Here is a 24,648-nt window from a genome sequence, read left to right as displayed (position 1 = left end):
GCTACCGTGCACCCGTGGAGATCCGACGTGGCGACTTGGACGACCTGCCCGCCGTGATGGCGATGCTGGACGGCGCGGTGGCGTGGCTGGACGCCTCCGGTCGCACCGGGCAGTGGGGCAGCGAGCCCTTCTCCGGGCAGCCCGGCCGGGTCGAGGGCATCGCCGAGAAGATCCGCGAGGGCACGACGTGGATCGCCGAGGTCGACGGCACTCCCGCAGGCGCGATGACGCTCGCGCCCGGACCACCCCGGTACGTCGAGCCGGCCACCGAGCCCGAGGTGTACGTGACCCTGCTGGTCGCGTCACGGTCGCACGCCGGCCTCGGCGTCGGCAGCGCGCTGCTGGCCCACGCCCGCGACGAGACCCGACGCGCCGGCGTCGAGCTGCTCCGCGTCGACTGCTACGCCGGTTCCGCCGGCGAGCTGGTCGCCTACTACCGCCGCAACGGGTTCGAGCCGACCGAGTCGTTCACCGTCGGTACCTGGCCCGGACAGGTGTTGGCCCAGCGGGTCGAGGCCCGGGACCGCACTTCGTCGGAGTAGCGACCCGACCGGGTGGGCGGACCACCCATTCGGCCGCGAAGCGACACCCCGCGCCTCCGCACTTCCGCGCCTTCGCCCGGGAATTCAGCGCATCCGGCGACGACTTGCCTCACCCCATCAGGGCGTTGGCCACGGGTTTGGGGCCGAGTACGGTCGGATTACCGAGGATGGCCACCTCTTCTGCCAAACAGTCCGCGGCACGACCGCGGGTACGACCGGGTGTAGGTGGTCTCGATGCCGTTGGATGCTCTCGACCTGCTCAAACAAGGGTTGCCGGACAGTTCCGCGCCACGGCGGCGGATCGTCGTCGTCGGCGCCGGCATGGCCGGCCTCACCGCGGCCATGCTGTTGAAGGACGCCGGCCACGAGGTGACGATCCTCGAAGGCCAGAACCGGTTGGGCGGGCGCATCCTCACCCACCGCGACTTCGCGGGCGACATGTACGGCGAGTTCGGCGCGATGCGGTTCCCGCACCAGCACCCGCTCGTCTCGTACCTGATCGAGGAGAAGTTCAAGCTCGCCACCAAACCGTTCCCCATGTACGACGAGGACACGTTCGTCTACCTCCAGGGGAAGGGCGTCCGGCGGCGCGACTTCAGCGCCGACCAGTTCTCGTTCGACCTGCAGCCCGGCGAGGCGGACCAGGCGCCGCACGACCTCCTGCGGCACACCGTGCAGCCGTTGATCGACATCATGGAGCAGGAGGACGAAGCCAAGGCGTGGCACCGCCTGCTCACCGACTACGACCGGTACACGCTGCTGGGCTACCTCAAGGAACGCGGCCTCAGCGACGGCGCGCTCGCCATGCTCGGGCCGCTGTTCAACCTGGAGGGTCGTTACCACTTCTCCCTCGTCGAGTGGTTCTCGCACTTCTACGAGGACGTCTTCGGCCACCTCGTGTACATCGTGGACGGCGCCGACTCGCTGCCGCGCGCGTTCGAGCCCGAGCTGATGGACGACATCCGGCTCGGCGCCCTCGTGCACGGCATCGACCAGGACGACACCGGGGTGCGCGTGCACTACCGCGCCGGCCGCCGCACGCAGACGGTCGCCGCGGACGAGTGCATCGTGACGGTGCCGTTCGCGAGCCTGCGCCACATGGAGATCCAGGGGCTCGACCCGGACAAGTGGTACGCCATCCGCAACACCTACTACGGCCGGGCGCACAAGCTCTTCATGCAGTTCAGCGAACGGTGGTGGGAGACCGCGTACGGCATCACGCACGGCCTCACGGTGACCGACCTGGCGATCCGCAACATCGTCTACCCGCCCGCGGGCCAGGACACCCGGTTCCGCAAGGGCGTGATGATCGCGTCGTACTGCTGGGAGCAGGACAGCATGCCGTACACGCCGCTCGCCGGCGAGGAGAGCGTGATGCAGGCGCTGGAGGACCTGGTCAAGATCCACCCGGAGGCGCGTGACACGTTCGAGTTCGGCGTCTACAAGGACTGGGCGCTGGACTGGTTCGCGTGCGGCATCGGCCCGCTGTTCCGGGCGTTCGAGATGAGCGAGACGTTCTACGAGGACGTGATCCGGCCGGTGAACCGGGTGTGGTTCGCCAACGACGCGTGCGACCGGCGGCACCGGCGGTGGGTCGAGGGCGCGCTCAAGGCCGCGGTGAAGAACGCCTACGCGATCCACGAAGGACTGCGCGACGAGATGCCCTGGAAGGACTGAGCCAGGCTCAGCGCAGCGTCGCGGAGGCCAGCGGCACCGGCGTCCCCTGACCGTCCCACGTGCCGGTCAGGACGGCGCCGGTGAGCTCGCCGCCGCTGTCGAGACGGCGGCGGACGGTCAGCTCCACGGTCTCCGTCACGACCAGCGTCGGATCGGCCTCGGTCACGCGCTCGACCGCACCCGCGGCGGGCGCACCGCCCGACCCGTGCCCGGTCACGGCGATGCCCATGTTGGGGTCGCGGCGCTCGAGCCGGTCCTCGTGCTGCACGAACTCCTCGACCTGGCCCGCTCCGGTGAGGATCGCCTCCGCGAGCGCCGCCACGTACACCGGGTCGCCGAACCCGTCGTAGACCCAGCGCTTGCCCAGCACCGAGTGCTCCGTGGTGCCGATCAGCCACTCGTCGCCACCGTCCAGCGGCGCGCCGCGGTAGGTGAGGGGCATCTGGAGCACCGGCCCGTCGCCGACCCGCACCAGCATGGTCTCGATCCCGACCTCGCCCGCCGGGTCGTCGAAGCGGTAGGCCGCCACCCGCAGCACCTCGCCGGTCGGCCCGGTGTACCAGTCGCGGCCGGGCAGCCAGCCGGCCAGCAGCTCGAGCTTGGTGGGGGTGACGGTCGCTTGGTGGATCAGGGCCATGCGGACATCGTAACGACCGTGATCGCCGCGTCAGCGCGCCAGGTGCGCGGCGTCGCGCAGAGCTTCCGCGACGCGGTCCGGCGGCCAGCCCAGCTCGGCGGCGAGCCTGTCCGCGCCCTCCGGGGTCACGGTGCGGACGAGCGCGCCCAGCACGGTCACCACGTCGGTGCTCGGACCGCCGGACATGTCGTCGGCGAGCTGCGCGAAGAACCGGCGCATCCGGTCCATCCGGACGCCCGCGGGCGTGGCGGGGTCGAGGACCTCCACCCCGCGTTCGGCCGTGCCGGCGAGCACCGCGTTGGTGCGCGCGCTCGTCAGCCACGTCCGCAACCACATGTCGTCGTCGATGAAGTACCGCTCCCGACGGCGGGCGTCGCGTTCGCGGCGCAGGAGTTCCAGGCCTTCGAGGTAACCGACCGCCTTGGACACCGACGCCGGGCTGACCCGCAGCCTGCCGACCAGTTCGGCGGCGGTCAGCGCGCCGGCGTCGGTCGTGACCAGGCTCGCCAGCACGCGGGCCGCCATGCGCGGCAGCCCCATCCGCACCATCTGCCCGGCGAACTCCTCCGCGAACGCCAGCACCGCCGCCGGGTCGCGGCCTTCCGCTCCGACGGCGGCGGGCGGCTCGTCGTGCGTGGCGGACCTGCGCCGGCGGGCACGTCGGAGCGTGGCCCGGTGGGCGCGCTCGGCCCGGTAGTCACGGGGACCGCCGTTGCGGCTCACCTCACGGGTGACGGTGGACGTCGGCCTGCCCAGCCGTCGCGCGATCTCGGCGTACCCCAGACCGCGGGTGAGCCCCGCCGCGATGTCACGGCGGTCCTCGTCGGTCAGCCTGCCACCCGGCATCGCCCGTCCCCCTTGTCCACGGTGGGCCCAGTGTGCGTTCACGGGCAGCACAGTGCAACGAGCCCGGTCGAATCATTGCGTTCACCGGCACCACGGTTGCAATGATTGGAAGCTTCACACCAGCTAGAACGTGTCTGAAGCACTTTTCGGCCGTTGCCGGTCCACAAAACGCAACGTAGCTTTCGCTCCCTCTTGAAGATCGACCTGAACAGACAGGGGGAGGAATGGCGAGCGAGCAAGTCGCGCTCGACGTCGACGGCCTGCGCATGCGCTACGGCACCACCGACGTCCTGCACGACGTCACGTTCCAGGCCCGCCACGGCGAGGTGCTGGCCCTGCTCGGCCCGAACGGCGCGGGCAAGACCACGACGATCGAGATCCTGGAGGGGTTCCGGATGCGCTCGGCGGGCCGGGTGTCGGTGCTCGGCGTCGACCCGGCCCACGCCGACGAGCGGTGGCGCGCCCGCGTCGGCGTGGTCCTGCAGTCCTGGCGCGACCACGGCAAGTGGCGCGTCCGCGAGCTGCTGCACCACCTCGGCGTCTACTACTCGTGCTACGCCACCGACCGGGTCGCCCGGCCGTGGAACCCGGACGACCTCGTCGCGGCCGTCGGCCTGACCGCGCAGGCGGGCGCGAAGGTCCGCACGCTGTCCGGCGGCCAGCGGCGCAGGCTGGACGTCGCCGTCGGCATCGTCGGCCGCCCCGAGCTGCTGTTCCTGGACGAGCCGACCACCGGGTTCGACCCGGTCGCCCGGCGCGAGTTCCACGAGCTCGTGCACCGGCTCGCGGCCCGGGAGTCGACCACGATCCTGCTCACCACGCACGACCTGGACGAGGCCGAGAAGCTCGCCGACCGCATCGTCATCCTCGACGGCGGCCGGATCGTCGCCGACGGCACGGCCGACGAGCTGGCGCAGCGCATCGCGGGCGAGGACGAGGTCCGCTGGACCCACGCCGGGCAGCGGCACGTCCGGCACGTCCGCGAGTCCACGAGGTTCGTGCACGACCTGTTCCGCCGCCACGGCGACGGGATCACCGACCTGGAGGTCCGCCAGGCCTCGCTCGAAGACACCTACCTGTCGCTCGTGCGGCGGGTCGAGGCGGAAGGGGCGGGCCGGTGACCCCGACCACCACCGCGTTGCGCGCGGGCAGGCAGCGCGGCCTGATCGAGCTGCGGCAGTCGCTGACCAACGGCGCGGACCTGTGGAACCACGCGTTCTGGCCCGTGCTGATGCTCGTCGTCACGTTCTTCCTGCGTGACGTGTCGTTCGGGCAGACCGGGTTCTCCGTCGGCGCCCTGGCGCTGCCCAGCATCCTGGGCATGAACGCCGCGATGGCCATGGTCACCATGAGCCAGCTGCTCACCGCCGACCGCGAGGACGGCACGCTGCTGCGGGCCAAGGCCACGCCGAACGGGATGCTGGGCTACCTCGTCGGCAAGCTCGTGTCGGTGTCCGGCGGCCTCGTCGTGGACCTGGCGATCTTCCTGGTCCCCGGCATGTTCCTGGTCTCCGGCCTGGTCACGGGCAGCCTCGACGCGTGGCTCACCCTGGCGTGGGTGCTGGCGCTCGGCATGCTCGCCGCCCTGCCCATCGGCGCGGTGCTCGGCTCGGTGTTCTCCAGCGCACGCGCACAGGGCCTGCTCGTCCTGCCGATCCTCGCCCTGATCGCGATCTCCGGCATCTTCTACCCGGTCACGGTCCTGCCGGGCTGGGTGCAGTGGGTCGCCCAGGTGTTCCCGGTCTACTGGCTCGGCCTCGGCATGCGCTCGGCGCTGCTGCCCGACGCCGCCGTGGCGGTGGAGATCGGCGAGTCCTGGCGGCACCTGGAAACCGTCGGCGTGCTCACCGCGTGGGCGGTACTGGGCCTGCTCGTGGCCCCGGCCGTGCTGCGCCGGATGGCCCGCCGGGAGTCCGGGTCGAGCCTGGCCGAGCGCCGGGAGAGGTCACTCCAACGGGTCAGATAGGGGAACGGCCCCCACCGAGCGCAACGAAAGGGCGGTTCCGTGCGACCAACCAGATGAGTGCAGGAGTGACGTGCCCCGGACCGGAGGGCGTGACCATGACCATCTTCGTCAGCTACACCCGTGCCGACGAGACCCTGGTGCGCGCCCTTCGGGACGACCTCGGCCGGATGGGGCAGCAGGTCTGGCTCGACCACGAGATCCACGGCGGCGAGCTGTGGTGGCGCGAGATCATCCGCACCATCCAGGCCGCCCGGGTGTTCGTGTTCGCGCTGTCGGAGGCGTCCTGGAAGTCGGTGCCCTGCCACGCCGAGTTCGACTACGCGCAGCAGCTCGGCGTGCCGGTGCTCCCGGTGCAGGTCGGGCCGCTGGACAACCTCCGCATCCCGATCATGGAACGGCAGCTGGTCGACTACCGGGAGCGCAGCGCGGACGCGATCGTGTCGCTGGCGGGCGCGCTCACCGAGCTGGCGGCCCAGAAGCGCGTGCCGCCGAACCCGATGCCCCCGCCGCCCAAGGTGCCGTTCGAGTACCTCTACCGCATCGCCGAACTCCTCGGGCCGCAGCCGATCGCGCCGGAGCGGCAGGAGATCATCATCGGCCAGTTGCGCCGGCACCTGCGGACGGAGCGGGACGAGATCGCCCGGGCCGACATCCTGAAGCTGCTGCGCGAGTTCCGCGAGCGCGGCGAGATCACCAACCTGAACTCGCGGGAGATCGACGAGATCCTGGCGGGCGTCGAGCCGGGGGAGGGCGAAGGGCTGCCCGAGGGCGTCACCTGGCTCTCGGCCGCCGACTACTGGCAGAAGAACCCGGTGGTGATCGGCCCACCGCCGGAGCCGGAGGGCACGGCCGGCACGTCGGCCGCGGCGGAGGCCGGGAACGCCGGGAACGCCGGTGCCGGTGCGACGCCGGCCTGGCCGCGGAACGTGATGGAGACCGAGGCGCGGCCGAATCCCGCCGAGCCGAAGCCCGCCGAGCCGGACACCGCCAAGCCGAATCCCGTCGGGCCGTCGACTCCGCAGTGGTGGCAGGGGGAGAAGCCGACTCCGTCCACAACGGAACCACCGCCGTCAGGCTCTCCCGAACCGCAGCCGCACGCGTCACACGCACCCGGCGCGGCCGAGCCGGATCAGTCCTGGCCGCGACCGCACGCGCCTCGGCAACCCGTGCCGCCGCAACCGGTCTCGCAACCGGGCACGCCGGAGCAGTCCACGCCGGAGCAGTCCACGCCGGAGCCGCCCACGCCGGAACCGCCCACCTCCCCGCCGTCGAACGACCGCTCGTTCCTGAGCGCGGCCCTGGGCGCGACCGGCATCCCGTTCCTGCTCCAGGCGGCGGCCGGCGGCTCGCCGGTCGCGTCGCTGGTCGGGGTGGCGGTCCTCATCGGCCTGGTCCTGGGCGTCGTGGCGATGAGGAAGCACGAGCCACGAGCCCGCCAGGCCCTGGTCATCGCGTCCGTCGGGCTGCTCGGCGTGGTCGTCTGCCTGGTGGCGGCCTAACCCGACCGGTTACGCCGGATCAACCCGACCGTGACCGCGAACAGCGCCGCCACCAGCCCCAAGAACACGCCCAGCCCCGCACCCGCGTCCGCCGTGGCGACCAGCCCCAGCAGGACGCCGACAGCGACAGCCACCACGGAGATGCTCGCCAGGGTCGGCCGCTTGTCCACCGGTTGCGGCGGCACGGGCGTGTTCCGCGGCGCCTGGTCCACGGCGGCCCACCAGTCGCCACCCGGCGGCTGCGGCCGGGTGGCCGGCGCGGCGTAGGGCTCGGCGATCGGCGGGCGCGGAGCCGGCACGGCGACCCGCTCGGGCCGCGCCACGACCACCGTGGGCGTGCGCTCCCACCACGGCTTGACCCGGGGGGCGAGCAGGTCGTCCAACGCCGAGTCGGCGACCCACCCGGGCGTGCAGCACTCCTCGAGCCGCTGAGCCACCTCGTCCACCCGCGGGTCGCCGATCGCGGCCAAGTGTGCCCACGCGGGCGTGGTGAACGGCGGCTGGAAGTCTTCGCGCCGCAACAGCAGGTTCTCGCCGGTGTAGCACGTCCGCCAGCGGGTCGGGTCCTTCGCCAGCGCCAGCAGCGACAGGTAGATGACCAGCCCGGAGAACGTGTCCATCCACCGGCCCCACGGCCGGTGCTCCGGCTGGTAGTTGCGGTGCCCGGTCTCGCTCGGCGCGAGCGCGCCGGAGAACCGGTCGATCCACGAGCAGTCGAAGTCCACCAGCCGCAGGCCGCCGTCCCGGTCGACCAGGACGTTGCCGTGCTGCAGGTCGCCGTGCGCGAACCCGGCCCGCTGGATCCGCGTCACCAGGGCGCGCCACGAGCCCGCCAACGCGGCCAACGACGAGGTGTCCGCCCGCTCGACCAGCTCGTCCACGTGCCGGTTGAGCGTGTGGCCCTCCACCCACTGCATCCGCACCGCGGGCCACGTGCGGCCGTTGACCCGGATGCCGTCGTCCACCCACCGGGGGAGGGCGACCACGTTCTCCAGCCCGCTCGACGTGAAGTGCGCGTGCAGCGCCCCGTAGCGCTCGCTGCTGGACACGTCGTCCCTGGTGAAGAACCGCAACGCCTGCGCCTGCCCGCCCGCCACCGCCTTGAACACGACGGCGCTGGTGCCCGCCGCAGGCATCGGTATCCCGTACAGGGGGTGCACGACGAGCTCCAGCCCGCGCAGCTCGTCGGCGACGAAGCAGTCCGGGTGCTGCACCGCCTTCGCGTACTCCTCGGGCGTCGGGTAGCGGATCACAGGCACACCACCAGGTGTTCGGCCGGCCTCCGGTCGAGCCGCACGCGCAGGAGGGTGACGTCGTCGTTGACCATCTCGCGCGCCGCCCGGCGGCCCGCCACGAGCGCGCGGAACGCCTCGGGGTGGTCCAGCGCCGCCAACGTCGTCCACAACGCCCGCGGGTCGCGCCGGTCGGCCGCGGCGACCCACTGGGCGAACGCGTCCGTGGCCAGGTACAGCAGGTCTCCGTCGGCGAGGTCGCCCTCGGCGAACGACGCCCGGCCGACCATGTCGGCCAGCCCGGCGGCGTGGGTCGGCAGACCGTCCGGGTTGGACCCGAACCCCTCCGGCGGGATCGGCGGGAACTGGGACACCACGCGGTGCCCGCGGACGTGGAACAGCACCGCGTCGCCCACCGCGACCGCCGTCCACCGCGGCCGCGGGCCGGCGAGGTCGCGGAGCTCGCAGCCGAGGAAGGTGGCGAACGAGCCGACCGTCGCCTGCTTGAGCCGTTGCAGGTCCGTCGCGCCGGCCAGGCGTGGGTCGTCGTGCCACCGGCCCTGCATGTCCGACGCCCAGCGGTGCAGGGCGGCGGCGGTCAGGTCCGGCGCCGCGCCCTGGTCGCCGACGAACCCGGCGACCAGTTGCTGCGCCCAGCGGGCGGAGCCGAAACCCTGCGTGGCGCCGTCCGCGACGGCGAACCTGGGGCCACGCCCGTCGCCGGCCGCGGGCGCCGCCGCCGCGCCGTCCTCCCACTCGGCCTCGGTGTTGCCGTGCTTCGGCGCGTAGAAGACGACCTGCCGGGTGTGGTTCACGGCGTGCCCCTACCTCGCGCGATCCGGCACTCTGGTGCCGATCTGCAGCACCCGCAGCAGGGTCGAGCGGCCCACGTTGAACGCCAACCCGCGCGCGCCCGGCCGGACGTCGTAGCCGTCGACCCTGGCGTTGTCGGCCATCGGCCGCGGCAGGGGGCTGCTCAGCGCGAACAGGTCCGGGCCGGGCGGTGGCAGGCCGCCCGGGTCGGAGGGGAACACGATCTCGGTGACCTCGAAGGGGGAGAGGAACACGTTGAAGAACAACGTCGCGCCGTCGTTGGTCTCGATCGACGTCAGCCGCCGCGCCCAGTCCTGGAGGGTCGCGCCGTCGTACGGGCTGTCGGTCACCATGCCGTCGGTGATGTTGACGACGATCGGCGGGAACGAGTCCGGGTGCGCGGCGGCCCAGTCGAACACGTGCGCGCCGGCGACCGCGATCGCCTGGCACATCGGCGTGCGGTGGCCGTGCAGCGGGTCGACCCAGACCGGCATCCGCGCGGCCACCGGCATCAGGTCGATGGACGGCTCCTCCCGCACCGCCATGGGGTGCTCGGCCAACTCCGGCAGCGGCACGAGACCGCGACCGGCCAGTGCGCCGCCGAACGCCGACTCCACGCCCTCGCCGGGTTCGGTCACGCGGGCGCCGTAGCTGAAGATGCCGACGTCGAAGTAGTGCCGCACCGGTGCGTTGACCTCGGTGGTCGCCTTGATGCACATGTCCAGCAGGATGTTGTTGACGGCCAGCGCGGCGCCGTCCGCGAGGGACGCCCCGGTGCGGCCCCAGGCGAGCTTCATCGAGTCCGAGCGGTCCAGCAGGATCACCACGCACCCCGGCGCGGACCGTGACACGGACTGCCGGTACTTCTCCACAGCGAACCCCCCTCTTCGTCGGTCGTCACGTCAGCCGGTCAGGTTGCGGCGGACCACCGTGGTCGGCCACGGCGCGCCCGCGCGCCACTCCCACCGGTGGCCGCAGCGCGGGTTGCGGCAGTGGAAGGCGCACGAGTCGCCGTCCTGCTTCAGGTCCAGCCGGAAGTCGCCGCAGCGCGGGCACTGCGCCACCACCGCCCGGTCCACGTCGTACCCGTGCGCCACCACCGCTTGGTCGACGTGGTGGCCCTGCGGCGGCGACTCGTGTCGCGGGGGCGGCGCGCTCGTGGGCGTCTCGGTCCACCACGTCCTCGGCTTCGTTCCGGGCTCGGTGCTCGGGGCGGGCACCGGCTCGCGTTCCGCCACGGGGTGGCCGAGCCTGACCACACGGCGGTCGGTGGTCAGCAGCCCGAACGCGAGCACGACGCCGAGGAACGCGCCGACCAGCACCACCATCACCGACCGCCAGAGGTTCAGGTCCCACACCTGGAGGCCGGCCAGCGCGCCCGCCGTGGCGCACACCGCCGTCAGGACCAGGACGATCGCGTTCCGCGTGGTCATCAGGAGCCCTTCGGCGGGGTCACGACCAGCTCGACGCGGCGGTCGGCGTTGACCTCGGCGGTGTCGACCGACGACCAGCACCGGTACCCGTCGAGCTGGGCGGCGGGCGCGGGCGCCGACCACCTGTCCGGTAGCCGCACGCAGATGGTGAGCGGCTCACCCGACGCGGCGATGTCCACCTGGCCGCGGTCGTTCACCCTGAGGTCCGACGGGTTCCGGGTGAGCACCTTGACCTCGGCGTCCGTCAACCCGGACACCGCGCGGGCCGACTGGTCCGAGACGAACTGGATGCCGACGGCCGCCGGGGGCGGCGCGGTGGGCTCGCGCGCCACGGCGCCGAGCAGCACGACCGCGAGGAACGAGGTCACCAGCGCGTAGACCGGCGCCAGCCGGCGGTCGCGCAGACGGCTCGGCGACGTGGACCGCGTGGCGGCGGCGCCTCCCGACGTGTGCACCTGGACCTCCGCCCGGAGTGGTGGCGTGTACTCCAGGTATCGCGGAGGATCATGCGCTCGTGTCGTCGTGTCCCCCGGACGGGCGAACGGTCAGGGCGCGGTCACGGCAGGTTGCCGGTGGTGGCCAGGAGCAGGGCGATGGCCGGCAGGAGGTTGTTGACCTGGTGGGCGACGACGCTCGCGAGCAGGTTGCCGGTGAGCAACCGGGCCAGGCCGATCGGGATCGACAGCACCAGCAGCAGCGGGGTGCGCAGCAGTTCCAGGTGCGCGATCGAGAACACCAGGCTGGTCACCAGGAACACGACCCACCGGTTCCAGCCCAGGTGCTCCAACGCGCGCCACAGCACGCCCCGGAACAGCACCTCCTCGGCCAGCGGCGCGACCAGCCAGACCGCCAGGAACACGACCACGGCCGCCGGCAGTCCCAGCTCCCGTCCGGCGAACGCGTCACCGACCGCCGAGCCGGCCTGGTCCTCACCGACCCACGCGGCCCACACCGCGGCCGCGGGCAGGGTCAGGGCCAACCCGCCCAGGCCGAGCCCCAAGCCGATGGCGATCTCCTTGGCGTTCCAGCGGAGCGCCAACTCGCGCGCCACCCGGCCGAGCCGCTGGCCGCCGCCCAACCAAGCCGTGCCGACCACCGCCACCACCGCGCCCAACGACGTGGGCAGGACCAGCAACGCGAGCAGGCGGCTGTCCTCGAGCAGCGCCACGTCCCCCGAGCCGTACGACAACAGCACGACCACGGACACCAGCAGCATCGTCAACTGCCCGACCACGAACACCGCGATCAACGACAACCCGGACCGCAGTTCCCGTGGTGGGGCGGGAGGGGCAGGGGCCGGGTGTGCCGCGAAAGGTCGGCCCTCGGCGGGTTGTGGCGCGGCGGGTTGTGGAGTGGCCGGGGGTGGTGCCGCCGGGGAGGGCGCGGTTGGTGGCGGCCCGGCCGGTGGTGGCGCGGTCACGTGGTCGTCGTGGGGCACCGGCCCGGGCTGGTCATCGCTCACAACCGTGGATAACCCGCGCGGACGGCGAGGTCAACTCGACCACCACCGTCGTGCGGCGATCGAGACCGACGACCGGTCACGTCGCGGTCCGGGCGGCAGGCGCCGGCCGCCACCGCCAACGCTGCTCGCCGTCGTCGCGGAACTCGCCGGTGGCGCGCATCCCGATGCGCCGAGCGACCGCCTCGCTGGCCGGGTGGTCGGGCGCGATGTGCGCGTGCACGTCCCGCACACCGCCGTCGACCAGCCACCCCACCACGCCCGCGGCGGCCTCGGTGGCGTAACCGCGGCCCTGGAACGGCACCCCGATCACCCACGCCACCTCGGCGGTCAGCCCGTTCGCGCCGGCCGCGGTCGTCGCCTGCACGGTGCCGACGGCGGTCCCGTCCTCAGCCCGCAGCACGACCCAGTTCAGCCGGCCCTCACGGCCGTCGTCCGACGTCGGCCGCTCCCAACGCCGGTACCGCGACGCGAGCTCGGCGGCACTGGGCGGCGCACCGCCGATGATCGCGTACAGCTCGGGGTCGCCCAACACCGCCGCCATCTCCTCGGCGTGCGCGACCCGCACGGGCTCCACCCGCAACCGCGCCGTCCGCACCACGGCCCCCTGCGGCCACGGCGCCGGCACCACCGGCGGCCGGTCCACGCCTACCACCGGCGCGGCCGGGCGGTCCGGCGTGCGGTGACGGATTCGCCCATGAGTCCCCCTCGCGTCACGTGCACAGTAGCCACTCGGGGGCCGGTACCGACCGGGATTTTCCGTGCGCCGGGACGCCGGCCGGCCGTTGCGGGATGATCGGGACGTGATCACCTCCCGCCGCGCCGACCACGAGCGGCTGTCGGCCGTCCTCGCCTCGTACCGCGACCGGGAGCTCGAAGCGGTCGTCGGCACGGACGACCACAGCGGCGTGGGCGGCGGCTCCTCGGTGCTCGACGTCGACGGCACGCCGGTGTTCGTCAAACGCGTCCCGCTGACCGACCGGGAGTTCGCCCGGCCGCACTCCACCGCGAACCTCTTCGACCTGCCGGTGTCCTGCCAGTACGGCATCGGCGGACCGTCGTTCACCGCGTGGCGCGAACTGGCCGCGAACCGGATCGTGACCGACGCGGTGCTCGCGGGCGAGACGGCGGCGTTCCCGCTGCTGCACCACTGGCGCGTGCTGCCCGGCCGCGCGCCCGTCGCCGCCGAGCACGCCGACGTGGACGAGGTCGTGGCCCTGATGGGCGGCAGCACGGCCGTTCGGGCACGCCTCGAAGCGCTGGCCGCCGCGACGCGCAGCCTCGTGCTGTTCTTCGAGTACGTCCCGCACCCCGTGGAGGGGTGGCTGGCCGAGGATCCCGCGAGCAAGGCCGAGGCGGTCGAACGGCAGTTCTCCGAGACCGCGGCGTTCCTGCGCGACCGCGACCTGCTGCACATGGACGCGCACCTCGGCAACATGCGCACCGACGGCGAGCGGATCTACCTGACCGACTTCGGGCTGGTCACGTCGCCGCGTTTCGAGCTGACGGCCGCCGAACGGGAGTTCGTCCGGCGCAACGCCTCGCACGACGCCGGTTACGCCGCCATGCGCCTGGTGAACTGGCTGGTCACCGACGTGTGCGGGGTGCGCGTGCCGCCCGGTGACGTCCCCACGGCCCGCAACGCCTACGTCCGCCGGTGCGCCGCCGGCGACATCCCGGACGACGTGCCGCCCGCCGTCGCCGCGATCCTGTCCCGGCACGCGCCCGCCGCCGCCCGGCTGAACGCCTTCTACTGGCGCCTGTTCGACGGCGAGGTCGACGCCGAGTACCCCGAAGCCGACGACGTCCCGCGCGGGTAGGCCCCTACTCCAGCGACGCGCAGTGATCGAGCACGCGGCGCAGGACGACCTCGGGCGGTTCGGTCGCGGAGTCCACCACGAGGTGCGGTTCGTCCCAGCTCTCCCACCGCTGCTTCATCCGCAGCACGTGGTCCCACGACACCGTCGCGGGCCAGCCGGGGATCCCGCGCGCCCGGCCCTCGACCCGGCCGTGCTGCACCGCCTCGTCCGAGCACACGCACTCCACGCCGACGAACACCCCGCCCAACCGCTCGGTGACCGACCGCCACCGCCGCCGCGCCTCCCGGCGGTGCCCGGTCGCGTCCACGATCACGTCGAGACCCAGCTGGAGCTGCCGCGCCACCGACGCGGTCAGGTTCAGCTCCGCCAGGTGCGTCGTGTTGTCCGTCCGCAGCCCGCCGAACGGCAGCAGCGCGCCCAGTTGCCAGTCCATCGAGAACACCGGCGCGGTGAGCCGCCAGGCCAGGGCTTCCGCCAGCGTGCTCTTGCCCGTGCCCGGCACGCCCGCCAGCAGGACCGTCCGGGGCCGCCGCACGGCGTCCGGGCGCGGGATCGGCCGCAGCGCCTCGTACTCGGCCTGCGCGCGTTCGGCCATCAACGCCTGCAACCGTTCACGCGCGACCTCCAGCGACGGCACGCCCGGCGGCCGTGCGCCACGCTCCTCGACCGCGCGCACCCAGCCCAGCACCACGTGCTCCGGCCGCACGACCACGTCACCGAGCCGTTCGGCCTCCGCCGACGCCGCCGCCGGCAGCACCCCTCGCTCCAGCACGTCGAGGGCCGTGAGCCCCACCCGTGCCGCCAACTCGGCCGCGATCCCGTCCTTGGGGCCGCCCGGGTCCGCGAGCAGGTCGACGGCTGACGGGTGCACCGGGAGGTCGGCCACGGGACTCCGATCGGTGGTGGGACCACCATGATCGCGCGCCCGTCGGACACCGGGGGAAGCGGGCTCAGCCGGACGGAAGTTGACCCGTCCGGGTGAGCCGCTCGGCCAGGACGCGCAACTTCAGGTTGCTCTGCTGGCTGGCCCGCACGAGCACGGAGAAGGCCTGGTCGGCGGTGAGCCGGTGCCGTTCCATCAGGATGCCCTTGGCCTGCCCGATCAGGTCCCGCGTCTGCACCGCGTCGGCCAGGTGCTCGCGCTCCTGGGCGGTGGCCAGCGCCACGGCGGCGTGCCCGGCGAAGAGCAGGCCCACGTGCTCGGACTCCTCGTCGAACGCACGCGTGTCCGGCGAGTACAGGTTCAAGGCGCCGAGGTCGTCACCCTCCACGTACAGGCGGAACGACAGCATGCTGGCCACGTCCAGCGCCCGCGCGCGCTTGGCGAACAGCGGCCACCGCGTCTCCGCGGCCAGGTCGGGCGCGGAGACGATCTTCTGCTGGTAGAGCGCGGACAGGCACGGTCCCTGGCCCGTGTCGAACTGCACCTGGTCCACGTCACGCGGCACGTCGCTGGTCGTCGCGACGGTCCGGACGTCGCGCTTGCCCACGATCGTCATGATCCCGGCGTGCCAGGCGCCGGGGATGGTCTCCACGGCCGCGCGCACGATCTCGTCCAACGTGTCCTGGGCGCTGTCCTGCCGGTGCAGGGTGCGGGCGACCTCGTTCAGCCTGGCGGCCAGGTCGTCGCCGGTCGTGTCGTCCGTCACCAGCCACCTCCGCTGAACTCGTCGTCCGAACCGTGCGACAGCACTTGGGGTGTGCCCCGTCACGCCCACGCCCACACCGCCATCTCGGCTGGAATACGAGCCGGAACCGTTCCGTTGGAACGTGCGTCGGCCCTGCCCGAGGTGCGCGGGGCGAAAGTCGTCCGAAGCCGTCAGACCGGCGGACGGCCCTCGAAATCCCCAGGAACCCCGCACGTCACCCGTGCGCGGGTGCGATCCGGCAAGGAGACGACCATGTCGTTGACGGTGGAGATGCCCCGCCAGACCCGCCCGACCCGCGAGCCGCGCGAGCCCCGCCCGACCGCGACCGTGCGCGAGGGTGCGCGCGAGGCCGACCTCGTCGGCCGCTACCTGCGCGAGCTCACGGCCACGCCCCTGCTCACCGCCGACGAAGAGGTCGTGCTGGCCAAGCGCATCGAGGCCGGCGTGTACGCGGCCGAACTGCTGCGCAGGTCCGACGAGGGCGACGGCCCGCCGCCGGACGCGGAGCGTCACCGAGTGCTGCGCACCGTCGCCGAACAGGGCAGGCGTGCCAAGGACCACATGATCCGGGCGAACCTGCGCCTGGTGGTGTCGGTGGCCAAGAAGCACTCGTTCCGCGGCCTGCCGATGCTGGACGTGGTCCAGGAGGGCAACCTGGGCCTGATCCGCGCGGTGGAGAAGTGGGACTACGCCAAGGGCTTCAAGTTCTCCACGTACGCGGTCTGGTGGGTCCGCCAGGCCATCGAACGTGGCCTGGCCGAGCAGACCAGGACGATCCGGCTGCCGATGCACGTCCACGAGGAAGTGGGCAAGCTGCGCAAGGCCGAGCAGCGGCTGCGCCTGGAGACCGACCGCGAGCCCACCCCGGACGAGATCGCCGAGGCGGCGAAGATGCCGGTGACCAGGGTCGTCGAGCTGATGGCCGCCAGCCGCACCGCCCTGAGCCTGGAAACGCCGATCGGCGACGACGGCGGCGCGTCCGTGGCCGACCTGATCGAGGACGTCGAGGCCGTGGACGCACAGGAGGCGGTCGAGCAGCAGGAGCTCTCCGAGGAGCTGCGCGCCCTGGTGCGCACGCTGCCCGAGCGGCAGGCACGGATCCTCACCGAGCGTTACGGGCTGGCCGACGGGCGGCCCCGCAGCCTCCAGGAGCTGGCCGAGGAGCTCGGCCTCACCCGGGAGCGCGTGCGGCAGCTGGAGAAGGAGTCCATCCGCCTGCTGCGCGACCCCGAGCGCAATCGGAGCCTCCTCGCCCTGGCTGGGTGAGCAGGGGACGAGCGGGCCCCCGGGCCAGGTTTTGCGGCCCGCGCCCGGGGGTAGCAGGCTCGGTGGTCTCCGACCGCGAGGAGCGTTCGCCATGACCGAGCCCGCCCACCACCTGACCACCACCGAACTGGACCGCGGCATCCTGCTGGTGAACCTGTCCGGCGCGCTCGACGCCGCCACGCACCAGCCGGTCGTGGCCGAGCTCGACGCCGTGTTCGAGTCGCGCCCGCCGGGGGTGGTGCTCGACCTGGGCGAGCTCGAGTTCATGGGCTCGGTCGGCATCGCGATGCTGGTCAACTCCCACCACCGGGCGAACCGGCTGCGCATCCCGTTCGCCGTGGTGGCGAACACCCGGGCCGTGCTGCGGCCGTTGCAGATCAGCCAAGTGGACGGGGCACTGCCGCTGCACGCGTCCGTGGACGAGGCGGTCGCGGCCGTGCGGCTGGTGTCGACCTGACCGCTCGCCGGGCCCGCGACCACCGGAGCAGGCCGAGCGCCGCGAGGACGCCGAGGAAGGCCAGCCCGAACGGCCGCAGCGTCTCGGTCCACGGCCAGGCCGACCCGCTGAGCGCGAGGTGGTCGGTCGGGTACTCCAGCACCCTCGCCGTCCACGTCGCCGTGGCCACGTCGGTGGTGCGCGCGAGGTCGCGCAGCACGCCGTCGAACGGGAAACCGCCCTCTTGGTGCAGGTAGACCGGCTCCAGCCCGGCGTACCGGTCCGCTGCCTGCCGTCGCGCGGCACCCTCGCCCGGCACGACCAGGCGGTCCAGGCCGCCGGCTGCGGTCGGGTCCGCCCTCGGCGCGAACGTCAACCCGTGCCGCGACCGCACCGGCTCGCCACCGGGCGCGACGGCCACCGTGCGCACGGCCAACGACTGGCCGTAGGTGTCGAAGACCGACGCCAGCTCGATCTCGCCGACGCCGTCGGTGAGCAGCACGCCGGTCCGGTCGCGGTCCCAGCCGAACGCCGTGTTGAACGCCACGACGGCGTCGGCCGGCCGCACGTCAGCCTGCGCCATCGAGGCCGGGACGCCCCGGTGGTAGTGCGGCCAGCCGGTCGCCTCCGCCGCCTCGGCCGCGGCGTCCGGCCCGACCAGCCGTTCGACCACGCGCAGCGTGCCGTCGACACCGGACAGGATCCCGGCTGTCGTGATCACGTCGCCGTCGTCCACGTACCGCGTGCCGCGGGCCCAGTCGACGGCCGGGTAGTCGTCCTCGAACGCGTCCAGGCGCAGCCAGTGCGCGGTGGCGTCACGGCCGTCGAGCAGGCCCGCCGAGGCGAGGATCCCGGACCCGTTGCACACGCCGAGCAGCAGCGCGCCGCCGGCCGCCTGCCCCTTCACCCAGTCCGTGACCGGCTTCGTCGTGCTCTCGCCGAGGTCCGGCATCGCCGGCACGACCACCACGTCGGCGGCCTCGTCCCCGAGCAGGTCGGCCAACCCGGCGAACGTGAGGTCCGGCACCAGGTCGAGGCCGCCGGTCAGCGGCGCCGGGCGGCCGGCCGGCGCGACGGCGTAGACGTTGAACGCCCCGGTCGTGGCCAGGATCTCGTAGGGGGCCAGCGTGTCGGACACGACGGCGCCGCGGTCGCCGACCACGACGACGGCGGTCGGCTTGGCCGGGTCGTGCGCCACCGGTGCGGGCGGTGGCGCGGCGCCGTCGGCACGCGGCGCGTTCAGGTCGTCGAACGCGGCGCGGACGGTCGGTGCGCCGAACGCGGTCGGCAGGGCGAGGGCGGCGAGCAGGACCACCAGCGCGGCGCCCGTGATCCGTGGGAGGGTGCGCATGGCCGGTCAGCACCCGTAGTCGTGGCGGCGGCGCAGCATCGCGACCAGCATCGCCGGGACCATCAGCACGTGACCGGCGGTCATCAGCGCCGAACCGGACAGGGCGTCGGCCCAGTGGAACGGCAGCAGCACCACGTACGGCACGTACATCGCGGCCGACATCTCGGCGATGCCCGCCCACCCGTGCCGGCGGATCCGCATCCACAGCGCCATGCCCAGCGACATGTCGGTCGCCATCACCAGCACGTGCGCGGTGACGTTGTCGGCCAGGCCCGGCCAGGCGAACGACCAGACCGGTTCCAGGGCCACCATGCCCACCACCATGGCGACGGCCATCTCCAGCGCGTGCCGGGCGAAGCGCAGCACGGCACCGGTCCGCTTGGCCCTCCGACCGGTGGTGATCGTCTGTTCCGAACTCATCACGGCTCCTCCGTTGCGATTGCCTGTGCGCAACAGAGATCCTGGGCCGCCGGTGCGGCGCGGTCAGGTGCCGAAGGTCATGCGTGAGGTCACATGACCTCAGCAGAGCCCGAGCTCGCGCGCCCGCAGGGCGGCCTGCGTGCGGTCGCGCACCTGGAGCTTGGCCAGCACGCCGGTGACGAGGTTCTTCACCGTGCCCTCGGCCAGGAAGAGGCGGCCGGCGATCTCGCGGTTGCTGCGGCCCTCGGCGAGCAGCCGGACGACGTCGAGCTCGCGCTCGGACAGCGGCACGGGCGGCTGACGGGGCGGCACGTCCTCGTGCGGCAGTTGCGCCACCCGCGCCACGAGCTTCGCCGCCACCGACGGTTGCAGCACCGATTCGCCGCGCCGCGCGGCGACCAGGGCTTCGACCAGCCGTGCCGACGAGACGTCCTTGAGCAGGTAGCCCAGCGCACCGGCGCGCAACGCCGCGAACACGTCGGCGTCGTCGTCGAACGTGGTCAGCGCCAGCACCCGCACCCCGGGCTGCTCCACCCGCAGCCGGTTCGTGGCCGCGATGCCGTCCAGCACCGGCATCCTCAGGTCCATCAGCACCACGTCGGGCCGCAGCTCGGCGCACCGCCGCACGGCCTGCTCGCCGTCGCCCGCCTCGCCGACCACCTCGATCTCCGGCTGGACCTCGAGCAACGTCGCCAGCGCCTCCCGGAACAGGGCCTGGTCGTCCACGATCAGGACGCGGACGGGCGGGTCGGGCGTCGTCATGCCGGCACCTCGACGGTCAGCGTCACGCCGTGCCCGGCGGTCGAGTCGACCGACACCCGGCCGCCGAGCCCGGCCACCCGTTCCTCGAGCCCGACCAGCCCGAACCCCTCACCGGACCGGTCGACCACCCCGCGGCCGTCGTCGCGCACCTCCAACCGGACCAGGTCCTCGCGCTCGTAGTCGAGCACGACGGTCGCGGCGGTCGCGTCGGCGTGCTTGCGGACGTTGGTCAACCCCTCCTGGGCGGCCCGGAACAACGACTCGTCGACCTCCGCGCGGCCGGCCCGGGCCGTACCGCGCACCTCGAACCCGGTCGGCACCCCCGCCTCGGTGGTCTCGGACGCCAACGCGCGCAACGTGTCCACCAGCGGCTCGGACCGGGGTTCGCGCAGCGCGGCGACCGAGCGGCGCACCTCGGCCAGCGCCTGCTTCGACTGGTCCTGCGCCTTGGCCAGCATCGCGTCGAGCCGCTCGGGCTCGGCGGTGCCGATCACCGCGCGTGCCGCCTGCAGGAGCATCTGCACGACGGTCAGGTGGTGGCCGAGGCCGTCGTGGATGTCGCGGGCGACCCGGTTGCGCTCCTGCGTGGTCGCGAGCTGCTCGGCCTGGGCGGCGTACCCGCGCAGCCGCTCGTTGGCCACCGCGAGTGCCGCGCGGGCGCGTTGCTCGCGCACCAGCAACTCCGTGATGACGACCGTGAACGCGGTGACGGCCAACGTGCCCAGCCCTTCGCGCAGCCCGGCGGGCCACTCCATCTCCACGTGGATCAACGGGATGACCGCGGCCACCGCGGCGGCGACCGGCAGCGGCAGCAGCAGCACGCTCTGCGCGACCAGCACCACCAGCAGCAGCACCGACCCGACCGCCGCGCCGGACAGCGCGAACAGCACGAACCCCAACGGCAGCTGCACCAGGACGTACGCCGCCGCGAACACCCGGCCCCGCCGTTGCGCGAACGGGAAGCCGAAGACCGCCAGCGCGCCGTAGACCGAGCCGACGAGCAGCGTCGGCACGAGCAGCTGCTCGAAGCTCTCCGACCCGAGCGGCAGCGTCACGTACGCGAGCACGGTCAGGATGCTCAACGCCCTTTGCACGCGACCACTGTGCTCGACCCCGAACGCCATGGTCAACCCGGTGGTCTGGATCGAAACAGTACCTCCAGCGGGTTCGGCTCTCACCCGGACGGGGTAATTGCCCAGTGCGTCAAACAGTCGGCGCGTCGACACCCCGAGTGGTCGGGAGAAGGCGGCGATGCGCGATGGAACTGGACTTCGACGACGCGTTGATGTGGGGCCTGCGCGGCTACGTCCGGCTGGTCACCGAGGAACTGGGGCTCAGCGGCGAGTGCTCGTACGTGCAGGCGGAACGGCCCGCCGGCGCGTACCTGGCGCTGGACGGCAGGCTGCCCGGGTTCCCCGACCGGGACGTGGCGCTGCTCTGGGACGAGGAGCGCGGGTGGTCGGCCGCGGTGGAGACGCACAGCGGCGAGGACGTCATCGTCCAGGCGCGGTTCGGCCCGGACGTCGTGCCGCCGCCGAAAGCGGTCGCCCGCTGGGTCCGCGGCGTGTTCCGCGGCGACCGGATGCCCGTGCCCCGAGCGGAGAGAGCTCCCGACGACCTGCTCCGCACCCTGACGCCCTACACCGCCGCCGCGCTCGTGCCGGTTCCACGCCGAACCTGACCGTCCACTGAGGACCGCGGTGTCGGCCGCACGGCGACCGGGTACACCGTCGCCATGACTGCTCAGCCGTACGTGGCGGCATCGAGCCAGTGGGTCGACGAAGAGGGCGTCCGGCAGCCGTCCGGCGACGTGCACGCGTGGGTGCCCGGAGCCAACCAGACACTGTGCGGCCAAGCCCTGAGCCGCAGCCGCCTCGGCCGGTTCCGGCACGTGCCGTGGCCGGACGCGGTCTGGCTCTCCCGGACCGCCGAGCCGAACCTGTGGCTGTGCCCCCGCTGTGTCGCCGCGACCACCCCGCGCGCCGAGCGGTCGGGGCGCAAGTGGACCCGCCACCGCCCGCGCCCGTAGCCGATCGTCCACTCCGGTGGCCTGACCGCCGTTGCCGCTGTCGGTGGTAGCCAGTCGTGGTCGGCGGTGCCACGCTGGGTGCGGACGACGGGAGGCTGACGATGGCTGACGGGAAGCCCGCGAACCGGACCGACGTCGACAAGGCCCTGCTCGGTCACTCGACCTACCGCGGTCTCGCGGAGCAGCGGCTGTCACCCGCCGAGGAGAGGTTCGAGCGCGGTCGCCGGACGGTCGGGTTGTGGCTCGCCCCGCTCGTCGCGGTCGTGTTCCTGGCCCTGCCGCTGGACATCCCGGGCAACCAGCAGACGCTCGGCGGGATCCTGCTCGGCGTCATCGTGCTGTGGATCACCGAGGCGGTGCCGATCCCGGTCGGCGGCCTGATCGGGGTCGCGTTCATCGTCATCCTGAACGTGGTGCCGCCCGACACCGCGCTGCGCCCGTTCGGCTCGTCGACGATCTTCACGTTCATCGGCGCGTTCATCCTGGCGCAGGCGATGCTCAAGCACGGCCTCGCGCGCCGGTTCGCGTTCCGGATCCTGTCCCTGCCCCGGGTCGGCGGGTCGACCACCGGGGTGATCGTCGCGTTCGGCGGCATCACCTGCGTGCTGTCCGCGTTCGTGTCCAACACGGCCACGGTGGCGATGCTGCTGCCGACGGCGCTGGGCATCCTCGGCGTCATCGCGAAGCTGTTGCAGGACCGGGGCCTGGTGGCGGCCGACTTCGACCCGCTGCGGCTGCGGGTCGGCGCGGCGATCATGCTCATGCTGGCCTACGGCGCGAGCGTGGGCGGCCTGCTCACCCCGGTCGGCACGCCGCCGAACCTGATCGGGCGCGGCCTGATCGAGGAGGCGACCGGCGAGCGGATCTCGTTCGCCCAGTGGACGGCCACCGCGCTGCCGATCTGCGCGCTCATGTTCGTCGCGCTGGCGGTCGTCCTGCTGCTGCTCAACCGGCCGGAGATCCGGCGCATCGAGGGCGTCGCCGAGTACGTGGCGGGGGAGCGGGCCGCCATGGGCCCGCTGTCGCGCGCGGAGAAGAACACCCTGATCGCGTTCGGCGTCACGGTGACCCTGTGGATCGTGCCCGGCGTCGTCGCGCTGGTGGCGGGCAACGACTCGGACGTCTACGCCGCGATCAGCGACCGGCTCGACGAGGGCATCGTGGCCGTGCTCGGCGCGTCCCTGCTGTACCTGCTGCCGACCGACTGGCGGCAGCGCGAGTTCACGCTGCGCTGGCGCGACGCCGCGCAGATCGACTGGGGCACGATCCTGCTGTTCGGCACCGGCATCGTGTTCGGCTCGCTGCTGGCGAGCACCGGCCTGGCCGAGACCCTCGGCGAGGCCGCGTCCGGCGCGCTCGGACTGACCAGCGTGGTGCCCATCACGATCTTCGCCGTCGTGCTCGCGATCGTGGTGTCGGAGACGACCAGCAACACCGCGTCGGCGGCCGTGGTCGTCCCGATCGTCATCCCGATCGCGGTGGCGGCCGGCGCGGACCCGTTCGTGCCCGCGCTGGCCGCGACGTTCGCCGCGTCGTTCGGGTTCATGCTGCCGGTGTCGACACCGCAGAACGCGGTCGTCTACGGCTCCGGCGTGGTGCCGATCACCAAGATGATCAGGTCCGGCGTCTCGTTCGACGTGCTCGGCGCCGTGCTGATCCTCCTCGGCCTGCCGGTCATGGTGGCGTTGCTCGGGATCGGTGGCTGATGCCCGCGACCACGCACCGGATCGCGGTCATCCCCGGCGACGGCATCGGCCCGGAGGTGATCGGGGCGGCCCGGGAGGTGCTCGACGCGGTGTCGGCGCGGCACGGCGTCGGACTGTCCTGCGTGGAGTTCGACTGGTCGTGCCGGCGCTACCTCGCCGAGGGGGCGATGATGCCGGCCGACGGGCTCGACGCCCTGCGCGGCTTCGACGCCGTGCTGCTCGGTGCGGTGGGGTGGCCCGACGTGCCCGACCACGTGTCGCTGTGGGGACTGCTCATCCCGATCCGGCGCGCCTTCCGGCAGTACGTCAACCTGCGGCCGATCCGGGTGTTCGACGGGCTCGACAGCCCGCTGCGGCACGTCCGGGCCGGCGACGTGGACCTCGTGGTCGTGCGGGAGAACGTGGAGGGGGAGTACAGCGAGGTCGGCGGCCGGCTCAACCGCGGCTTCCCGGACGAGCTGGCGATCCAGGAGTCGATCTTCACCCGGGCCGGGGTGACCCGGGTCGTCGACTACGCGTTCCGGCTCGCCGCCGGTCGCCGCGGCCTGCTCACCTCCGCCACCAAGTCCAACGGCATCGTGCACACCCTGCCGTTCTGGGACGAGATCGTCGCCGAACGGGCCGCCGAGCACCCGGACGTGCGGTGGGACCAGGAGCACGTCGACGCGCTGGCGGCGAAGTTCGTGCTCCAGCCGGAGCGGTTCGACGTCGTGGTCGGCTCGAACCTGTTCGGCGACATCCTCAGCGACCTGGCCGCCGCCGTGGCCGGCAGCATCGGCATCGCGCCGTCGGCCAACCTCGACCCCACGCGCACCCACCCGTCGATGTTCGAGCCGGTGCACGGGTCCGCGCCCGACATCGCGGGCCGTGGCGTCGCCAACCCCGTCGGCGCGGTCTGGTCGGCCGCGCTCATGCTCGAGCACCTGGGCCACCCCGACGCCGCGGCGGACGTGATGGCGGCGATCGAGGCCGTGCTCGCCCGCCCCGCCACCAGGACGGCCGACGTCGGCGGCACGGCGTCCACCCGGGAGGCGACCGACGCGCTGCTCGCGCACCTGGCCTGACCCTCCGGCCGTCGACGGGTGGGATGATCGTCGCCGACGGT

The 24,648-nt window shown here is 73.1% G+C and carries 27 protein-coding genes; 12 read left to right on the top strand and 15 right to left on the bottom strand.

Going from position 1 to position 24,648, the window contains the following annotated elements; genetic code table 11:
- The first annotated feature begins 14 nt into the window (after positions 1–14).
- Complete coding sequence (locus ABTZ99_RS25230; RefSeq protein ID WP_499614488.1) at positions 15–542, top strand: GNAT family N-acetyltransferase; 528 nt, start codon at positions 15–17, stop codon at positions 540–542.
- Between the two features lie 234 nt (positions 543–776).
- Positions 777–2,219 carry a flavin monoamine oxidase family protein gene (locus ABTZ99_RS25225; protein ID WP_498784583.1) on the top strand — a complete coding sequence of 481 codons (1,443 nt, stop codon included), beginning with the start codon at positions 777–779 and terminating at the stop codon, positions 2,217–2,219.
- Between the two features lie 7 nt (positions 2,220–2,226).
- Here ABTZ99_RS25225 and ABTZ99_RS25220 read toward each other — a convergent pair whose 3' ends face one another.
- Both ABTZ99_RS25220 and ABTZ99_RS25215 read right to left on the bottom strand, forming a co-directional pair.
- Positions 2,227–2,856, bottom strand: a complete 630-nt coding sequence (locus ABTZ99_RS25220; RefSeq protein ID WP_498784581.1) for a CG0192-related protein — start codon at positions 2,854–2,856, stop codon at positions 2,227–2,229.
- A gap of 30 nt (positions 2,857–2,886) precedes the next feature.
- The gene (locus tag ABTZ99_RS25215; protein ID WP_499614485.1) at positions 2,887–3,702 is read right to left on the bottom strand and encodes a GbsR/MarR family transcriptional regulator; all 816 of its coding nucleotides are present in this window, start codon (positions 3,700–3,702) and stop codon (positions 2,887–2,889) included.
- A 224-nt stretch (positions 3,703–3,926) separates the two neighbouring features.
- On the opposite strand from ABTZ99_RS25215, the gene ABTZ99_RS25210 reads away from it, so the two are divergent.
- From ABTZ99_RS25210 to ABTZ99_RS25200, 3 genes are all read left to right on the top strand, one after another.
- Entirely contained in the window at positions 3,927–4,823 is an 897-nt protein-coding gene (locus ABTZ99_RS25210) for an ABC transporter ATP-binding protein (RefSeq protein ID WP_498784577.1), read from the top strand.
- On the top strand, positions 4,820–5,668 hold the full coding sequence (locus ABTZ99_RS25205) for an ABC transporter permease (RefSeq protein WP_499614481.1): 849 nt from the start codon (positions 4,820–4,822) through the stop codon (positions 5,666–5,668). The genes ABTZ99_RS25210 and ABTZ99_RS25205 overlap by 4 nt, the downstream gene beginning before the upstream one ends.
- A gap of 95 nt (positions 5,669–5,763) precedes the next feature.
- Positions 5,764–7,167 (top strand): toll/interleukin-1 receptor domain-containing protein, encoded by a 1,404-nt coding sequence (locus ABTZ99_RS25200; protein ID WP_499614480.1) that lies wholly within the window; start codon positions 5,764–5,766, stop codon positions 7,165–7,167.
- Here ABTZ99_RS25200 and ABTZ99_RS25195 read toward each other — a convergent pair.
- From ABTZ99_RS25195 to ABTZ99_RS25165, 7 genes are all read right to left on the bottom strand, one after another.
- On the bottom strand, positions 7,164–8,420 hold the full coding sequence (locus ABTZ99_RS25195) for a protein kinase family protein (protein WP_499614477.1): 1,257 nt from the start codon (positions 8,418–8,420) through the stop codon (positions 7,164–7,166). The two genes, ABTZ99_RS25200 and ABTZ99_RS25195, sit on opposite strands and share 4 nt — an antisense overlap.
- Positions 8,417–9,214, bottom strand: a complete 798-nt coding sequence (locus ABTZ99_RS25190) for a hypothetical protein (RefSeq protein WP_498784568.1) — start codon at positions 9,212–9,214, stop codon at positions 8,417–8,419. Before ABTZ99_RS25190 ends, ABTZ99_RS25195 begins: the two co-directional genes overlap by 4 nt.
- A 9-nt stretch (positions 9,215–9,223) precedes the next feature.
- Positions 9,224–10,063 (bottom strand): hypothetical protein, encoded by an 840-nt coding sequence (locus tag ABTZ99_RS25185; RefSeq protein ID WP_498784566.1) that lies wholly within the window; start codon positions 10,061–10,063, stop codon positions 9,224–9,226.
- 51 nt (positions 10,064–10,114) lie between these two features.
- The gene (locus ABTZ99_RS25180; protein ID WP_499614474.1) at positions 10,115–10,645 is read right to left on the bottom strand and encodes a hypothetical protein; all 531 of its coding nucleotides are present in this window, start codon (positions 10,643–10,645) and stop codon (positions 10,115–10,117) included.
- Entirely contained in the window at positions 10,645–11,100 is a 456-nt protein-coding gene (locus ABTZ99_RS25175) for a hypothetical protein (protein WP_499614471.1), read from the bottom strand. Before ABTZ99_RS25175 ends, ABTZ99_RS25180 begins: the two co-directional genes overlap by 1 nt.
- A gap of 101 nt (positions 11,101–11,201) precedes the next feature.
- The gene (locus ABTZ99_RS25170) at positions 11,202–11,900 is read right to left on the bottom strand and encodes a CPBP family intramembrane glutamic endopeptidase (RefSeq protein ID WP_498784559.1); all 699 of its coding nucleotides are present in this window, start codon (positions 11,898–11,900) and stop codon (positions 11,202–11,204) included.
- Between the two features lie 283 nt (positions 11,901–12,183).
- Positions 12,184–12,750, bottom strand: a complete 567-nt coding sequence (locus tag ABTZ99_RS25165) for a GNAT family N-acetyltransferase (protein ID WP_498784557.1) — start codon at positions 12,748–12,750, stop codon at positions 12,184–12,186.
- A 157-nt stretch (positions 12,751–12,907) separates the two neighbouring features.
- Between ABTZ99_RS25165 and ABTZ99_RS25160 the strand changes: the two genes are divergently transcribed.
- A complete protein-coding gene (locus ABTZ99_RS25160; RefSeq protein ID WP_498784555.1) occupies positions 12,908–13,924 on the top strand; it encodes a BUD32 family EKC/KEOPS complex subunit in 1,017 nt (338 codons plus the stop codon).
- Positions 13,925–13,928: 4 nt separating this feature from the next.
- Here the strand turns inward: ABTZ99_RS25160 and ABTZ99_RS25155 are convergent, their stop codons facing one another.
- Together ABTZ99_RS25155 and ABTZ99_RS25150 are read right to left on the bottom strand one after the other, a co-directional pair.
- On the bottom strand, positions 13,929–14,810 hold the full coding sequence (locus tag ABTZ99_RS25155; protein WP_499614466.1) for a P-loop nucleotide/nucleoside kinase family protein: 882 nt from the start codon (positions 14,808–14,810) through the stop codon (positions 13,929–13,931).
- A 64-nt stretch (positions 14,811–14,874) separates the two neighbouring features.
- Complete coding sequence (locus tag ABTZ99_RS25150; RefSeq protein WP_498784551.1) at positions 14,875–15,573, bottom strand: GAF and ANTAR domain-containing protein; 699 nt, start codon at positions 15,571–15,573, stop codon at positions 14,875–14,877.
- A 252-nt stretch (positions 15,574–15,825) separates the two neighbouring features.
- Here ABTZ99_RS25150 and ABTZ99_RS25145 point away from each other — a divergent pair, with 252 nt between their 5' ends.
- Positions 15,826–16,839, top strand: coding sequence for a sigma-70 family RNA polymerase sigma factor (locus tag ABTZ99_RS25145; RefSeq protein ID WP_499614463.1), 1,014 nt, complete (start codon positions 15,826–15,828; stop codon positions 16,837–16,839).
- A 91-nt stretch (positions 16,840–16,930) separates the two neighbouring features.
- The gene (locus tag ABTZ99_RS25140; RefSeq protein ID WP_498784547.1) at positions 16,931–17,296 is read left to right on the top strand and encodes an STAS domain-containing protein; all 366 of its coding nucleotides are present in this window, start codon (positions 16,931–16,933) and stop codon (positions 17,294–17,296) included.
- Here ABTZ99_RS25140 and ABTZ99_RS25135 read toward each other — a convergent pair.
- The 4 genes from ABTZ99_RS25135 to ABTZ99_RS25120 form a co-directional block, all read right to left on the bottom strand.
- Positions 17,217–18,626 carry a DJ-1/PfpI family protein gene (locus tag ABTZ99_RS25135; RefSeq protein ID WP_499614460.1) on the bottom strand — a complete coding sequence of 470 codons (1,410 nt, stop codon included), beginning with the start codon at positions 18,624–18,626 and terminating at the stop codon, positions 17,217–17,219. The two genes, ABTZ99_RS25140 and ABTZ99_RS25135, sit on opposite strands and share 80 nt — an antisense overlap.
- A gap of 6 nt (positions 18,627–18,632) precedes the next feature.
- Positions 18,633–19,046: a hypothetical protein gene (locus ABTZ99_RS25130; protein WP_498784543.1), complete on the bottom strand. Its 414-nt coding sequence runs from the start codon at positions 19,044–19,046 to the stop codon at positions 18,633–18,635.
- A 99-nt stretch (positions 19,047–19,145) separates the two neighbouring features.
- Positions 19,146–19,808, bottom strand: a complete 663-nt coding sequence (locus ABTZ99_RS25125) for a response regulator (RefSeq protein ID WP_498784541.1) — start codon at positions 19,806–19,808, stop codon at positions 19,146–19,148.
- The gene (locus tag ABTZ99_RS25120) at positions 19,805–20,902 is read right to left on the bottom strand and encodes a sensor histidine kinase (protein WP_499614456.1); all 1,098 of its coding nucleotides are present in this window, start codon (positions 20,900–20,902) and stop codon (positions 19,805–19,807) included. Before ABTZ99_RS25120 ends, ABTZ99_RS25125 begins: the two co-directional genes overlap by 4 nt.
- Positions 20,903–21,066: 164 nt before the next feature.
- Between ABTZ99_RS25120 and ABTZ99_RS25115 the strand changes: the two genes are divergently transcribed.
- The 4 genes from ABTZ99_RS25115 to ABTZ99_RS25100 all read left to right on the top strand — a co-directional run bounded on the left by ABTZ99_RS25115 (position 21,067) and on the right by ABTZ99_RS25100 (position 24,607).
- Complete coding sequence (locus ABTZ99_RS25115; protein WP_499614454.1) at positions 21,067–21,489, top strand: DUF6292 family protein; 423 nt, start codon at positions 21,067–21,069, stop codon at positions 21,487–21,489.
- A gap of 54 nt (positions 21,490–21,543) precedes the next feature.
- Complete coding sequence (locus tag ABTZ99_RS25110; protein ID WP_499614451.1) at positions 21,544–21,837, top strand: hypothetical protein; 294 nt, start codon at positions 21,544–21,546, stop codon at positions 21,835–21,837.
- 101 nt (positions 21,838–21,938) lie between these two features.
- Complete coding sequence (locus ABTZ99_RS25105) at positions 21,939–23,543, top strand: SLC13 family permease (RefSeq protein WP_498784533.1); 1,605 nt, start codon at positions 21,939–21,941, stop codon at positions 23,541–23,543.
- Entirely contained in the window at positions 23,543–24,607 is a 1,065-nt protein-coding gene (locus ABTZ99_RS25100; protein ID WP_498784531.1) for a tartrate dehydrogenase, read from the top strand. The genes ABTZ99_RS25105 and ABTZ99_RS25100 overlap by 1 nt, the downstream gene beginning before the upstream one ends.
- Positions 24,608–24,648 lie beyond the last annotated feature (41 nt).

The sequence above is a fragment of the Actinosynnema sp. NPDC002837 genome (assembly GCF_040295345.1).
GTDB lineage: Bacteria > Actinomycetota > Actinomycetes > Mycobacteriales > Pseudonocardiaceae > Actinosynnema.
Note: the sequence above shows the minus strand (reverse complement) of the source record. Positions and strands in the feature narration are given on the sequence as shown.

Excerpts from the sequence above, each read along its gene's own strand:
- ABTZ99_RS25180 (WP_499614474.1), bottom strand. The coding sequence starts at position 10,645 with ATGACCACGCGGAACGCGATCGTCCTGGTCCTGACGGCGGTGTGCGCC.
- ABTZ99_RS25140 (WP_498784547.1), top strand. The coding sequence starts at position 16,931 with ATGACCGAGCCCGCCCACCACCTGACCACCACCGAACTGGACCGCGGC.
- ABTZ99_RS25115 (WP_499614454.1), top strand. The coding sequence starts at position 21,067 with ATGGAACTGGACTTCGACGACGCGTTGATGTGGGGCCTGCGCGGCTAC.
- ABTZ99_RS25210 (WP_498784577.1), top strand. The coding sequence starts at position 3,927 with ATGGCGAGCGAGCAAGTCGCGCTCGACGTCGACGGCCTGCGCATGCGC.
- ABTZ99_RS25135 (WP_499614460.1), bottom strand. The coding sequence starts at position 18,626 with ATGCGCACCCTCCCACGGATCACGGGCGCCGCGCTGGTGGTCCTGCTC.
- ABTZ99_RS25130 (WP_498784543.1), bottom strand. The coding sequence starts at position 19,046 with ATGAGTTCGGAACAGACGATCACCACCGGTCGGAGGGCCAAGCGGACC.
- ABTZ99_RS25110 (WP_499614451.1), top strand. The coding sequence starts at position 21,544 with ATGACTGCTCAGCCGTACGTGGCGGCATCGAGCCAGTGGGTCGACGAA.
- ABTZ99_RS25225 (WP_498784583.1), top strand. The coding sequence starts at position 777 with ATGCCGTTGGATGCTCTCGACCTGCTCAAACAAGGGTTGCCGGACAGT.
- ABTZ99_RS25125 (WP_498784541.1), bottom strand. The coding sequence starts at position 19,808 with ATGACGACGCCCGACCCGCCCGTCCGCGTCCTGATCGTGGACGACCAG.
- ABTZ99_RS25100 (WP_498784531.1), top strand. The coding sequence starts at position 23,543 with ATGCCCGCGACCACGCACCGGATCGCGGTCATCCCCGGCGACGGCATC.
- ABTZ99_RS25200 (WP_499614480.1), top strand. The coding sequence starts at position 5,764 with ATGACCATCTTCGTCAGCTACACCCGTGCCGACGAGACCCTGGTGCGC.
- ABTZ99_RS25215 (WP_499614485.1), bottom strand. The coding sequence starts at position 3,702 with ATGCCGGGTGGCAGGCTGACCGACGAGGACCGCCGTGACATCGCGGCG.
- ABTZ99_RS25145 (WP_499614463.1), top strand. The coding sequence starts at position 15,826 with ATGTCGTTGACGGTGGAGATGCCCCGCCAGACCCGCCCGACCCGCGAG.
- ABTZ99_RS25105 (WP_498784533.1), top strand. The coding sequence starts at position 21,939 with ATGGCTGACGGGAAGCCCGCGAACCGGACCGACGTCGACAAGGCCCTG.
- ABTZ99_RS25220 (WP_498784581.1), bottom strand. The coding sequence starts at position 2,856 with ATGGCCCTGATCCACCAAGCGACCGTCACCCCCACCAAGCTCGAGCTG.